This is a genomic window from Nocardia sp. NPDC005745 (assembly GCF_040630775.1).
In the GTDB taxonomy this organism is placed as follows: domain Bacteria; phylum Actinomycetota; class Actinomycetes; order Mycobacteriales; family Mycobacteriaceae; genus Nocardia.
This window is the reverse complement of record NZ_JBEXYF010000067.1, coordinates 1-12,211: the sequence shown is the minus strand read 5'-3', so window position 1 is coordinate 12,211 and position 12,211 is coordinate 1. Positions and strand designations below refer to the sequence as shown.

At 70.0% G+C, this 12,211-nt stretch carries 13 protein-coding genes; 7 read left to right on the top strand and 6 right to left on the bottom strand.

Translation table 11 applies throughout. The features are described 5' to 3' along the window. Positions 1-439 precede the first annotated feature (439 nt). A complete protein-coding gene (locus ABZ420_RS35415) occupies positions 440-1,144 on the bottom strand; it encodes an enoyl-CoA hydratase-related protein (RefSeq protein WP_357132397.1) in 705 nt (234 codons plus the stop codon). Between the two features lie 692 nt (positions 1,145-1,836). Between ABZ420_RS35415 and ABZ420_RS35410 the strand changes: the two genes are divergently transcribed. Both ABZ420_RS35410 and ABZ420_RS35405 read left to right on the top strand, forming a co-directional pair. Then, positions 1,837-2,616, top strand: coding sequence for a purine-nucleoside phosphorylase (locus tag ABZ420_RS35410; RefSeq protein WP_357132394.1), 780 nt, complete (start codon positions 1,837-1,839; stop codon positions 2,614-2,616). Beyond that, positions 2,617-4,113, top strand: a complete 1,497-nt coding sequence (locus tag ABZ420_RS35405) for a phospho-sugar mutase (RefSeq protein ID WP_357132391.1) — start codon at positions 2,617-2,619, stop codon at positions 4,111-4,113. Positions 4,114-4,132: 19 nt separating this feature from the next. On the opposite strand, the gene upp is transcribed toward ABZ420_RS35405, so the two are convergent. Beyond that, complete coding sequence (gene upp, locus ABZ420_RS35400) at positions 4,133-4,756, bottom strand: uracil phosphoribosyltransferase (RefSeq protein ID WP_062971143.1); 624 nt, start codon at positions 4,754-4,756, stop codon at positions 4,133-4,135. 130 nt (positions 4,757-4,886) lie between these two features. On the opposite strand from upp, the gene ABZ420_RS35395 reads away from it, so the two are divergent. The 5 genes from ABZ420_RS35395 to ABZ420_RS35375 are packed head-to-tail and all read left to right on the top strand — an operon-like array spanning position 4,887 to position 8,289. Next, positions 4,887-5,222 carry a type VII secretion target gene (locus tag ABZ420_RS35395; protein ID WP_357132388.1) on the top strand — a complete coding sequence of 112 codons (336 nt, stop codon included), beginning with the start codon at positions 4,887-4,889 and terminating at the stop codon, positions 5,220-5,222. Positions 5,223-5,226: 4 nt separating this feature from the next. Continuing rightward, a complete protein-coding gene (locus ABZ420_RS35390; protein WP_357132385.1) occupies positions 5,227-6,327 on the top strand; it encodes a C40 family peptidase in 1,101 nt (366 codons plus the stop codon). Beyond that, a complete protein-coding gene (locus ABZ420_RS35385; RefSeq protein WP_357132382.1) occupies positions 6,324-6,665 on the top strand; it encodes a hypothetical protein in 342 nt (113 codons plus the stop codon). Before ABZ420_RS35390 ends, ABZ420_RS35385 begins: the two co-directional genes overlap by 4 nt. Continuing rightward, the gene (locus tag ABZ420_RS35380; protein ID WP_040865024.1) at positions 6,662-7,009 is read left to right on the top strand and encodes a YbaB/EbfC family nucleoid-associated protein; all 348 of its coding nucleotides are present in this window, start codon (positions 6,662-6,664) and stop codon (positions 7,007-7,009) included. Before ABZ420_RS35385 ends, ABZ420_RS35380 begins: the two co-directional genes overlap by 4 nt. Before the next feature lie 26 nt (positions 7,010-7,035). Continuing rightward, the gene (locus ABZ420_RS35375; protein WP_357132379.1) at positions 7,036-8,289 is read left to right on the top strand and encodes a primosomal protein; all 1,254 of its coding nucleotides are present in this window, start codon (positions 7,036-7,038) and stop codon (positions 8,287-8,289) included. Here ABZ420_RS35375 and ABZ420_RS35370 read toward each other — a convergent pair whose 3' ends face one another. The 4 genes from ABZ420_RS35370 to ABZ420_RS35355 form a co-directional block, all read right to left on the bottom strand. Continuing rightward, on the bottom strand, positions 8,290-8,946 hold the full coding sequence (locus ABZ420_RS35370; RefSeq protein WP_357132376.1) for a hypothetical protein: 657 nt from the start codon (positions 8,944-8,946) through the stop codon (positions 8,290-8,292). It lies immediately after the preceding gene. 84 nt (positions 8,947-9,030) lie between these two features. After that, complete coding sequence (locus tag ABZ420_RS35365; protein WP_357132373.1) at positions 9,031-10,128, bottom strand: adenosine deaminase; 1,098 nt, start codon at positions 10,126-10,128, stop codon at positions 9,031-9,033. A 347-nt stretch (positions 10,129-10,475) separates the two neighbouring features. Beyond that, positions 10,476-11,765: a thymidine phosphorylase gene (locus tag ABZ420_RS35360; RefSeq protein WP_357132370.1), complete on the bottom strand. Its 1,290-nt coding sequence runs from the start codon at positions 11,763-11,765 to the stop codon at positions 10,476-10,478. A gap of 99 nt (positions 11,766-11,864) precedes the next feature. Further along, positions 11,865-12,211 (bottom strand): cytidine deaminase (locus ABZ420_RS35355; protein WP_357132367.1); only part of this gene is annotated, 347 nt, incomplete at its 5' end.

The window sequence follows — 12,211 nt, the reverse complement described above, 5'->3', positions numbered from 1 at the left end:
TCGCGTTTGCGCGACCGCCGCTTGCTCCTTCGTCGCCTACGCGACGGCCACGCAAACGCGAGCCGGGCCGCGAACGGAACATGCTCGGTCTCGCTTCGCTCGAAACCCGGAGTTGAGGTGCGCTGGGCGCGCAGGAGTGACCGCTGCGGTCTCTGGCCCGCCGTTTTCAAGGCGTCATCGTCGTACTCGGTGGCTGGACCGCCGACAGGCACGTATGGGGTGCGTACGCGGTTCACGCGTCGCCAAGCAGCTGGGTGCATACGCGGCCCTCGCGTCGCCAAGCACCTGGGATGGTCGGCATCACGGAAACCGTTACCCGATAGTTCGCCGCGTGGCGGCGGCGGATGGCCGGATGTGCGCCGCAGCGGCTACCTCGCAGACGCAGCCAGCGGATTGAGCGCACGGGCGGAGAGGGGCTCCGCCATCTGCGGACGGCGGGTCAGCTCGTGGCGAACGCCAGGTTTTCCGGAGTGGTCGCGACCGCGAGGCCGGCCAAGGCCTTCGCGTGCAGGGCGCGCTTGATCACGGGGAGGTTTGGCTTGCGGTTGCTCGCCAGTGCCGCGGCCCGCTCGATCGCGGTGGCGAGCAACTCGGGGGCGTCGGCTTTGGCATCGGCGATGCCCGCGGCGATCGCCTCGTCGGCCGGGTAGCGGTGGCCGGTGGTCATCGCCTGCACGCAGACCTGGTTGGACAGCCGCTCGGTGAGCAGGGCGTTCATCCCGATGGTGAAGGGCATGCCCAGGTGTACCTCGGGCAGGCAGTAGAAGCCGCGATCGGCGCGCATCACCCGGAAGTCGTGCGAAGTTGCCAGCATGGCGCCCGCGCCGAAGGCATGGCCGTTGATCGCCGCGACGGTGGGCAGCGGGAAGGCGAGCAGGCGGGTGTAGAGCGAGTGCACGCGGTCGAGGTAACCGTGCATCTTGTCCAGGTTGCCGAACAGCCAATCGGTGTCCAGACCGTTGCTGAAGAACTTCCCTGTCGCGGTCGTCACCAGCGCGGCGGGCCCCTCGGAGCTCTCGACCTCGTCCAGCAGCCCGTGGAAGGCGTCGATCCAGTCCGGGTGAAAACGGTTCTCGCTGTCCGTCTGTCCCTCGGCGCCGAGGTAGACGACGAACACTTCCCCGTGGCGTTCCAGATACGGCATGCCGTGCAGCGTATCGGGCACCGATGGCTCCCCCTACTCGCGGGTAGCGGTCGAGTCGAACACCCCCACCCTGCCCCAGCGCACCTCCACTCCCGGTTTTGAGCGAAGCGAAACCGAAGCACCGTCCATCGCAAACGCAGACCAACCGCGCGCCGTCCACTCAGCACCCGAGTCCCCCACCGCCGCGTACACAGCCACGGCACCGAGCGACCTCACGACCAGCCGGTGAATCCGCGCGCAAAATGCCAGGAACTCGCACATCAACGCCCCCAGCGCACCCTCCCCCGGTTTCGAGCGACGCAAGACCGAGCATCCGCCGTTCGCGGCCCGGCTCACGTCCGCCGTCTCCGCGACTGATCACCGGTCGACGGAACAACCCCCGACCACAGCGAACCGCGTGCACGATGCCCAAAGCGCGCGCCCCTACGCGCCCAGCGCACCCCAACTCCCGGTTCCCAGCGACGCAAGACCGAGCATCCGCCGTTCGCGGCCCAGCTCACGTCCACCGCGTCCACGACTGACCACCGGCCGACGGAACGACCCCCGACCACAGCGAACCGCGTGCACGATGTCCAAACCTCGCGCCCCTACGCGCCCAGCGCACCTCCACTCCCGGTTTCGAGCGAAGCGAGACCGAGCATGTTCCGTTCGCGCGAAGGCGCGGCAAATCAAACACAGCTATGGTGACGATCATGCTTGCCGAACAGGCCGCCGAGGCGATCGCCGAACGTACGGGAGTGTCACGCCACCGGGTCGCGGTGGTGCTGGGGTCCGGCTGGCAGGACGCGGCCGCGGAGATCGGGGCGCCGCGGGCGTCGGTGCCGATGCCGGAGCTGCCCGGTTTCGGCACGCCTACCGCGCAGGGCCATGTCGGCGTGCTCCATTCCGTTCGGGTGGACGACAACGACGTGCTGCTGCTGATGGGCCGCCAGCATCTCTACGAGGGGTATCAGCCCGCCGACGTGGTGCATCCGGTGTCGACGGCGGTGGCTGCGGGCGCGGAGATAGTGGTGCTGACCAATGCCGCGGGCGGTATCCGGGCCGGTCTCCGGGTCGGTGAGCCGGTGCTGATCAGCGACCATCTCAACTTGACCGGTCGCACACCGCTGGCAGGCGCGACTTTCGTCGACCTGGTCGACGCCTGGGATCCGGAGTTGCGGGCGCTGGCCAGGGAGATCGATCCGAGCCTGACCGAGGGCGTCTACGCGGGTCTCACGGGGCCGCAGTACGAGACGCCCGCCGAGATCCGGATGCTGCGCACGATCGGCGCGGATCTGGTCGGCATGTCCACGGTGCTGGAAGCCATCGCCTGCCGCGCGCTCGGTGCGCGCCTGCTCGGTATCTCGCTGGTCACCAACCTGGCAGCGGGCGTCACCGGCGCGCATCTGTCCCATGCCGAGGTGCTCGCCGAAGGCCATGCCGCGGCTCCGCGCCTCGGCAAACTGCTGCGCGGCGTGCTGGAACGGGTGTAGATGCTGCGCTTCGGCACGGCGGGCCTGCGCGGACCGCTGCGCGAGGGCCCGGACGGCATGAACGTCACCACCGTGAGCAGGGCGACAGAGGGAATCGCTGCGTGGCTGCGCGACCGCTGTCTCGGCGGCGGCACGGTGGTCGTCGGCCGCGACGCCAGGCACGGTTCCGCCGAGTTCGCGACGGCGACCGCGGAGATCTTCGCCGCGGCGGGCTTTCCGGTGACGTTGCTGCCGCGTCCGCTGCCCACGCCGGTGGTCGCGTACGCGGTGCGTGAGCTGGGCGCGGTCGCGGGCGTGCAGATCACCGCCTCGCACAACCCGGCCACGGACAACGGGTACAAGGTCTATCTGGACGGCGGGTCGCAGCTGATCGCCCCGGCCGACACCGAGATCGAGCGTTGTATCGAGGCGGTGACCGAGCCGATCGATCGTGTGCCGGTCGTCCCCGCCGACGACGACGTGGTCCAGCGCTATATCCGCCGCGTTGCCGAAATACCCTCCTGGATCGGTGGGCCGGGCGAGCGGGCCGGTATCCGGATCGCCCTCACTCCGCTGCACGGCGTCGGCGGTGACCTCGCCGTCGAAGCGCTGCGCGCGGCGGGTTTTCCCGACGTCCATGTGGTCGAGGAGCAGTTCGCACCGGACCCCGACTTCCCCACCGTCGCGTTCCCGAACCCGGAGGAACCCGGAGCGGCCGATCTGCTGCTCGCGACGGCGGCACGGGTCGGCGCCGACGTCGCGATCGCACTGGACCCCGACGCGGACCGGTGCGCGGTGGGCGTCCCGCGGCCGGACGGCACCTGGCGGATGCTGCGCGGCGACGAGACCGGCGTGCTCCTCGGTGACTGTGTGCTGCGCACCGCCCCGGACGGTGCGCTGGTGGCGACGACGATCGTGTCCTCGCGGCTGCTGTCGAAGCTGGCTCCCGCGCGCGGCGGACGCTACGCGGAAACGCTCACCGGATTCAAGTGGCTGGCCCGCGCGGGGGACGGCTTGGTCTACGCCTACGAGGAGGCGATCGGCCACTGCGTCGACCCGGCGGCGGTCCGCGACAAGGACGGTATCTCCGCCGCCGTCCTGGTGGCCGACCTGGTGGCCCGGTTGAAGGCCGCTGGTCGCGGCCTGAACGACGAACTCGACGACTACGCGGTCGAATTCGGCTTCCACGCGGGCGACCAGGTATCGCTGCGGCTCGGCTCGGCCACCGACGCGGCCGCCGTGGTCGAGCGATTGCGGGCCGACCCGCCGCGCGAGATCGCGGGCGAGCCGGTCGAATACACCGATCAGCTTCGGGTCCGGGGCCGGATGCGGACCGACGCGCTGATCTTCGAGGGTGTCTCGTCCCGCGTGGTCGTCCGCCCTTCCGGTACCGAGCCGAAGCTCAAGTGCTACCTGGAGGTGGTCGAACCGGTGGGCTCGCGCGCCGGTCTTCCGGCCGCGCGAGCCGCTGCCCGCGAACGCCTTTCGGCATTGCGCGACTTCTGCCGGACCCTCTGACCGCGGGCCCGGCGGAGGTTCAGCGCGGCCCGAATTGCCGGTCGCCCGCGTCGCCGAGACCGGGCACGATGTAGGCGTTCTCGTTCAGTCCGGAGTCCACGACGGCGGTCACCAGCCGTACCGGCAGTCCCGAGTCCGCCAGTGTCGCAATGCCTTCCGGTGCGGCGACGACGCACACGGCGGTGATGTCGGTGGCGCCGCGGGCGGTGAGCAGCTGCAAGGTGTGCCGCATCGAGCCGCCTGTGGCCAGCATCGGGTCGAGCACGAAGACCGGCAGGCCGGCGAGATCGGCGGGCAGCGACTCCATGTAGGGCACCGGCAGGTGGGTGTCCTCGTCGCGAGCCAGACCGACGAACCCGATTCTGGCGTCGGGGATCAGCTCGGCGGCCGCGTCGATCATGCCGAGCCCGGCGCGCAGCACCGGAACCAGCAGCGGCGGACGGGCCAGCCGGATGCCTTCGGTGGGAGCGACCGGCGTGGTGATCTCGAAGCGCTCGACCTCCGCGTCGCGCAGCGCCTCGTAGATCAGGATGCCGGTCAGATCACGTAGTGCGGCACGGAAAGCCGGATTGGCCGTTCGCTCGTCCCGCATTGTGGTGAGCAGGGCGGCGACGAGTGGATGGTCCACGGTGAGGGTGCGCATGAGGGAACGATAAAGTCGGTCACGGGTGCGCCGCCGGATGCCACCGGACTTTTTTTCCGAAGCGGCGGAACCGAACCGGAACAGCGCGCGTCGAACCAAGTGGATGACGTACTCTGCCTGGGAACAACAGATGGGGGAAGCTCTGATGCGGAAGATGTCGGCGGACACCGAAGGCATTGCGGCCTACGGCGCGACCGCTCACGTCATGGCGGGTGAGATGGCGGCGGCCGGGGTGAGCGCCGCGGCGGCGGAGCCCGCGCTGCTCGGCCCGATCATGGGACTGATCGGCAGTGACTTCATGGCGGCCTACGCCGCGGCGCACGCCGGACACGTCGCCGCGATCGGCCAGCTCTCGGCAGTGCTGACCAGCATGGGTGGCGCGGCCACCGGCGCGGCGGCCGTCCTCACCGAGACCGACGCCACCCACGCGAGCGCGCTGCGGAACGCGGCCACCGAGGTGGAGTGAGCCTGTGATCGATGTCAACGCACTGGCGCAACCGATCCTCGACCTGCTCGCCAGCTTCGGCAGCGGCGTGCTGCCCGCGGGCGGTCCCACCGACGCGCTGCGCAGCACCTCGTCCGTGGTCGACCAGATCCACCAGATGGGCCGCGACAGCATCAACGGGATGAACGCCGCGTGGGACGGTCGCGCGGCCGACGCGGCCACCGCCAAGGCGCTGCGCGTGCAGACCTCCGCGGCCACCATCTCCGATCGTGGCAACGAGATGGCGACGGTCGTGAACCAGGCCGCGGGCGAGGTCGAGACGGGCCAGAAGGATCTCACCGACATCGCGCAGTCCTTCGTGAACACCGCGGCGAGCATGGGGCCGGTCCTGGCGACGCCGGAAGGTCTGACGGTGCTCGTCGGCTCCGCGATCGACCATCTCAACCAGGCCCTCAACGTCGTCGGCCGGGTCCAGAACGAATTGCAGACGCACACCGCGTCGATGAACGACCTCACCCCGCCGCCGACCACCCCGGCACTGGCCGGTGTCCCCGCCGCGGGCGTGCAGCAGGCGGCGTCCGGCGTGCTCAACGGTGCGGGCTCGCTTCTGAGCACCGCGATGGCCACACCGCTGCAGTCGCAGTCCTCACGCGGTTCCCGTGGTACACCCGGCACGACGGGCACCCCCAAACCGGACACCGGTTCGTCGGGCACGCCCGACGACGGCAAGGGCGTGAAGATCACGCTGCCCGACGGCAGCGTGGTGGAGGCGCCCAACGAACAGGCCGCCACGGCGGTCCGGTCGGCGATCGGCGCCGTGGGCACGCCCTATGTCTGGGGCGGCAACAGCCCGGGCGCGGGATTGGATTGCAGCGGGCTCACCAAGTACGCCTATGGCGAGGCGGGCGTCGACCTGCCCCGGCTCGCGTGCGACCAGGGCAACGGGGCCACACCGGTGTCGGCCGGTGATCTGATGCCCGGCGACCTCGCGATCTGGGACGGCCACGTGGCCATGGTGATCGGGAACGGCCAGTTGGTCGAGGCGGGTGACCCGGTCCAGATCAGCTCGATTCGAACGGAGAACTCAGGCATGGACTTCTACGGTTTCTACAGGCCGACGGCATGACCCGCCCCCCGGTTCCCAACGTCACGGTGGCGTCCAGCAGCAACCGGTCGGGCACCATCTCGGTGCGCGCGACCGATCAGGGCATGCCGGTCGAGATCAAGTTCGAGCGCAGCGAATACCGTTACGGCGCACAGTCGCTCGCCAACGAGATCCTGCGGCTCACCCGGCGTTCCGCCATCGCGGCGCGGGCGCGGCGGCGCGAACTGCTCGCCGAGTCGGGCATGCCCTCGGACATCCTCGACCGGCTCGGTCTGCCCACCCGCCAGCAGGCGGTGGACGAGCTGGACCGGATCGACGACGCGGATACGGGACCGACGACCTGGATGAGGCCGGTATGAGTGCGGAAATGGACGCCCTTGTCGCGGCGGCCACCCAGAAACTGGAGGCGCTGGAAGCCGCGCTGTACGGGTTGAAGCAGGTACGCGGGCGGTGGACCTCCGAGGACGGCGCGGTGAGCGTCGAGGTGAACAGCGACGGCGCACTGGTCGGCCTGAGCTTGGCGGAATCGGTCACATCGCTGCCGCCTGCCGAGGTCGGACAGTTGATCGTCTGGGCCTGCAGACAGGCCGCGGAGGACGCCGGAGCGCAGCGATCCAAGGTCGTTGCGACACTGAACGAGTCGTTCGTCCCCGCCGCGCAGCCGCCCGCAGGCACGAATGGGGGCGGGCCGGATAGTGCCTGACGCGGAAGGTCGATAGGCTTCCGCACATGGCTTCTGGAGACATCGTCCCGATCGAGCTCGGCCTGACCGACGGCGATCTCGTCACCCTGTGGGCACCGCGTTGGCGAGACGGTGACGACGAGTGGGAGGCGTTCCTCGGTCACGAGGACGCCCTCTACGGTTTCGAGTCCGTGGCAGAGCTGGCCGCCTTCATCCGCACCAACGCCGACAACGACCTCGTGGACCATCCGGCCTGGAAGGTCGTCGCGGGTCTCTCGGCGGTCGAACTGGAACCGGAGGAGAACTTCACCTTCGATCTGGTCGCCGTGCCGGAGCTCGCGGCGGGCGAACCCGACGTCGACAGCGTCGCCGAGCTGGAGGACACCCTCGGCATGGTGCGCAACATCGGCGAGGTGTGCGAACTCGAGACGGTCACCAAATTCTTCGGTTCCCATCCGGTGCTGGGCGCGCTGCCCGGCGGCGTGAGCGCGTTCGTCGGTCGCGACGGCGAGGAGCTGTGGGACCAGATCGGCGCCGCCATCGCCAAGGGCTGGGACGACGTCCTGGACGCCATCGACTCCGTCGTGCAGACGCCCGAGGTCGACGCCGAGGCGGTCGCGGTCGCCGAGGCCGAACTGCTGGCCGCCGAGGAGAACGTGGTCGACGCCGACGATGCCGCCGACAGCGACGAGGAGGAGGAGTTCGAGCCCGTCGACCTCGACGCGGAAGAGGACGACGACGAGGACGAGGACGAATCGTTCTGGCACGAGGTCGGCATCGACCCGGTCAAGATCATCACCTCCGAAGGCAGCGTCTTCACCCTGCGTTGTTACCTCGACGACGAGCCGATCTTCCTCGGTTCCAGGGGCTCGATCACGGTGTTCTCGTCCGAGCGCGCGCTGGCCCGCTACCTCGCCGACGACCACGAGCACGACTTGGCCCGCGTGAGCACGTTCGCCGACGTGCAAACCGCGGCGGTGGACGGCTCACTGGAGGTCGAGGTGACCGACGAGAACGTCTACGTGCTGCCCGGCTTGGCCGAGGACTTGGCCGAAGGCCCCGAGGCGGTCGACATCGAACAGCTCGATCTGGCGGTAGAGCTGTTCACCGACGCCGCCGACTACGCCGACGACGACACGGTGGAGCAGGCCCTGGCCCAGTCCACCCCGCTCGGCTGGTACGTCTCCTACCTGCTGAACCCCGACCCCACCCGGTTGGCGCCCAACCCGCCGTTCACCGCGGAGGCCCAAGCCTGGCGCGAACTGGAACGCAACCTGGAGTCCCGGCTCGACAAGCAGTAACTAGGGCAGCCGAATCCAGACCTGCTCGGCCTGTCCGAGCAGGCGTTCGTCGGCGCCGTAGACCGCGGTCGAGGCCCAGCATTTGCGTCCCTGTTCGCGGTGGAACTCGCCCACGACGACGCAGCGCTCATCGACTTCGGGGAGGTCGTGCACGGTGGCGGTCATCGAGCCGAGCAGAGCGGGACGTTCCAGCATGCCGGGTAGCGACCAACCGCCGGGGCAGTCCATCGCGGCCCACAGCAGCGGCGGCCCCAGCGGCACGGTGTCGTCGGGTATCCATGGCGCGGCCACTCGGTGCTCGTCGACTCGGCCGGGTTCGATGCGCAGCCCGTCCGCCCGGCCACTGCCGCAGACGAAGCAGGACGCGAAGATCTCGATGCTGGTGTAGCTGCGCGCTGCCTCGGTCGCGTCGGCGAAGGGGATACGCCCCGGGGCGTCACGTTCGAGTTCGCCGCTCTTGGACTCGGCGATCAACGTGTCACTGTCGTAGAGCCGCTCGGCCCGCACGTCGAGGGACGTCTCGAGCGGCGGTGGGCTGCGCAGGATGACGGTGACCGTCTGCTCGTCGCGCTGGGCGGCGAGCAGACCGGCCACGTAGCCACCGTTGCCGGAGTCGGGTGGTCCGTTGAACCGGCGGGATATGCGCAGTGTCGCCATATCGCCACGCCAGCGAACCGGTAGCCGGGCGGGCGCCAACCTCGCAGCCGACTCTGTCTCGTGCCCGTAGGACGCGTGCCGCCCCTAGCCGATGAGCACCGCGTATCCGGGCTTGATGATGTCGTCGATGATCCGCAGCCGCTCGGGGAACGGGATGAACGCCGACTTCATGGCGTTGATGGTGAAGCGTTCCAGGTCGCTCCAGCCGTAACCGAACGTCTCCACCAGCTTGAGCATCTCCTGGCTCATGCTGGTGTCGCTCATCAGCCGGTTGTCGGTGTTCACCGTGACGCGGAAGCGCAGGCGGGCCAGCAGGTCGAACGGGTGCTTGTCCAGCGAGGGCACGGCGCCGGTCTGCACGTTCGACGACGGACACAGCTCCAGCGGGATGCGCATGTCCCGGACGTAGTTGGCGACCAGCCCGAGCTCCGCGTCCTCGACCGCGCCGGGGACGCTGATGTCGTCGGTGATGCGCACGCCGTGGCCGAGCCGGTCACAGCCGCAGAACGCGAGCGCCTCGTGAATCGACGGCAGGCCGAAGGCCTCGCCCGCGTGGATGGTGAAGTGCGCGCTGTTGGCACGCATGTACTCGAACGCGTCGAGGTGTCTGCTGGGCGGGTAACCGGCTTCCGCGCCCGCGATGTCGAAGCCGCCCACTCCGCGATCTCGGAAGCGCACCGTCAGTTCCGCGATCTCCCGCGAGCGCGCCGCGTGCCGCATCGCGGTGAGCAGGCAGGTCACCACGATCGGATGTCCGCGCTCCGCGGCCGCCACCTCTCCCTCGCGGAATCCGGCCAGCGTGTGCTCGACCACCTCGTCCAATGTCAGCCCGCGCTCCAAGTGCTGTTCGGGGGCGAAGCGCACCTCCGCGTAGACGACGCCGTCGGCGGCGAGATCCTCGGCGCATTCGCGGGCGACCCGGCGCAGTCCCTCCGGGGTCTGCATCACGGCGACGGTGTGCGCGAAGGTCTCCAGGTAGCGTTCCAGCGATCCGCTGTCGGCCGCGTCGCGGAACCAGGCCGCCAGCGACGCCTCGTCGGTGGCGGGTAGGTCCTCGTAGCCGCTGTGCGCGGCGAGTTCGAGCACCGTCGCGGGCCGCAAGCCACCGTCGAGGTGATCGTGCAGCAGCGCTTTCGGCGCTTGGCGGATCGAGGCGAGAGTCAGAGGCATCGGTCCAGTCATGTATCGACGGTAGCCGCAGCGCGCCGAAACGGCAGCCGAGTCCGGCCGTGGCAACCATCTCGTTGCCCGCCGGATGCGGGCCGGCCCACAACCGGACACCGCTCGGTTCGGCGCGCACGTGCTCTGTGATGCGCAGCTTCCACCCTCGCGTATGCATTCGGCCCGGCGGCACTCCTGCGATCCGGCTGCGCAGCAGGGCCAGGGGCCGCCTGCCGGGCGGGCACAGGTGCGGCCGCCGTGGCGGTGCTGGGCGAGCGCATGGCACAGCCGATCGTTGCGGTGCGGACGCGGTTGCCGACGCGGGGCGTCAGGCGATGTGACGACCCCGCTGGGTTACCGCGGACAGTTCAGGACACGATGCGGTCGAGGATCAGCGCGGCTGGACCGGGCGCGGCAGTCGCCTCGATGGTGACGGCGTCGCGCAGGGCTGCCATGGCGCCGGCGAAGGCCTCGGGGGTGTCGGTATGCAGGGTGAGCAGCGGCCGGCCCGCGCTGACGGCATCGCCCGGTTTGGCGTGCATCTCGATGCCCGCGCCGGACTGCACCGGATCGCCCTGACGTGCCCGGCCCGCGCCGAGACGCCAGGCGGCGATACCGACGCTCAGCGCGTCGAGCCGGGTCAGCGTGCCGTCGGAGTCGGCGCGCACGGTCTCGGTGTGCTTCGCGGTGGGCAGCGGCGCGTCCGGGTCGCCGCCCTGGGCGCTGATCATCGCGCGCCAGTGATCCATCGCCCGGCCGTCGGCCAGCGCATCGACGGGGTCGGTATCGAGCCCGGCCAGCGCGACCATCTCGCGAGCCAAGGCGATGGTCAGCTCGACGACGTCCTCGGGACCACCGCCCGCCAGCACCTCCACCGATTCCGCGACCTCCAGGGCATTGCCCGCGGTGCGGCCGAGCGGGGTCTCCATGGCGGTGAGCAGCGCGACCGTCCGGACGCCCGCGTCGGCGCCCAGTTCGACCATCGCGGTCGCCAACTCGCGCGCCCCGGCGAGTGTCTTCAGGAACGCTCCGGAGCCGACCTTGACGTCGAGCAGCAGCGCCGCGGTGCCCTCGGCGATCTTCTTGCTCATGATCGAGCTGGCGATCAGCGGGATCGACTCGACCGTGCCGGTGACGTCGCGCAAGGCGTAGAGCCGCCGGTCCGCGGGCGCGAGGTCGGCGCCTGCCGCGCAGATCACCGCCCCGACGGCCGGGTCGGCCAGCAGGTCCCGCATCCGCGACGCCGGCACGTCCGCCTGCCAGCCGGGGATGGACTCCAGCTTGTCCAGCGTGCCGCCGGTGTGACCGAGGCCGCGCCCGGACAACTGCGGCACCGCGGCGCCGCATGCGGCGACCAGCGGAGCCAGCGGCAGCGTGATCTTGTCACCGACGCCGCCGGTCGAGTGCTTGTCCACGGTGGGGCGCGGCAGGCCCGCGAGATCCATGCGCCGCCCGGAGGCGATCATGGCGGCGGTCCACCGCGCCGTCTCGCGCCGGGTCATCCCCCGCCAGACGATCGCCATGGCCAGCGCGGACATCTGCTCGTCGGCCACCGTGCCGCGGGTGAACCCGTCGACCACCCAGTCGATCTGCGCGTCCGACAGCTCGCCGCCGTCCCGCTTGGTGGTGATGATCGAAACCGCGTCGAGTGCCGTCACGGTGGCCAGTTTGGCACGAGCCGACGTGCACCCGGGTTCTCGCCGATGGGATGGAAACGCCGGCCCGCTCCGCGGTCGCCTTCGCCGCGAGGGATGCCGCTACCTTCGCCCGGCGTCCAAATCGTCCGGCCCGAACGCGTCCGGCAGCAGCGCGCGCAACGGCACCGCACCGGCCTTGTGATCGACCAGGAGATCGGCCCCGCCGTGCTCGTAGAGCAATTGGCGGCAGCGACCGCAGGGCATCAGTATTTCGCCGCGAGAATCGGTCACCGAGACGGCCACCAGACGCCCCCCGCCGCCCGAAATCAAGTTACCGATGAGTACACATTCGGCACACAGGCCTAATCCATATGAGACATTCTCCACATTGCATCCCGTGACGACACCGCTATCCGTTAACCCAGCAGCTCCCACGGGGAAGCGGGAGTACGGAGCATACGCTCTCT

Bases quoted from the DNA above. Each gene is read 5' to 3' on its own strand.
- ABZ420_RS35410 (WP_357132394.1), top strand. From the start codon at position 1,837: ATGCTTGCCGAACAGGCCGCCGAGGCGATCGCCGAACGTACGGGAGTG.
- ABZ420_RS35415 (WP_357132397.1), bottom strand. From the start codon at position 1,144: ATGCCGTATCTGGAACGCCACGGGGAAGTGTTCGTCGTCTACCTCGGC.
- ABZ420_RS35395 (WP_357132388.1), top strand. From the start codon at position 4,887: ATGGGGGAAGCTCTGATGCGGAAGATGTCGGCGGACACCGAAGGCATT.
- upp (WP_062971143.1), bottom strand. From the start codon at position 4,756: ATGCGCACCCTCACCGTGGACCATCCACTCGTCGCCGCCCTGCTCACC.
- ABZ420_RS35385 (WP_357132382.1), top strand. From the start codon at position 6,324: ATGACCCGCCCCCCGGTTCCCAACGTCACGGTGGCGTCCAGCAGCAAC.
- ABZ420_RS35375 (WP_357132379.1), top strand. From the start codon at position 7,036: ATGGCTTCTGGAGACATCGTCCCGATCGAGCTCGGCCTGACCGACGGC.
- ABZ420_RS35380 (WP_040865024.1), top strand. From the start codon at position 6,662: ATGAGTGCGGAAATGGACGCCCTTGTCGCGGCGGCCACCCAGAAACTG.
- ABZ420_RS35370 (WP_357132376.1), bottom strand. From the start codon at position 8,946: ATGGCGACACTGCGCATATCCCGCCGGTTCAACGGACCACCCGACTCC.
- ABZ420_RS35405 (WP_357132391.1), top strand. From the start codon at position 2,617: ATGCTGCGCTTCGGCACGGCGGGCCTGCGCGGACCGCTGCGCGAGGGC.
- ABZ420_RS35365 (WP_357132373.1), bottom strand. From the start codon at position 10,128: ATGACTGGACCGATGCCTCTGACTCTCGCCTCGATCCGCCAAGCGCCG.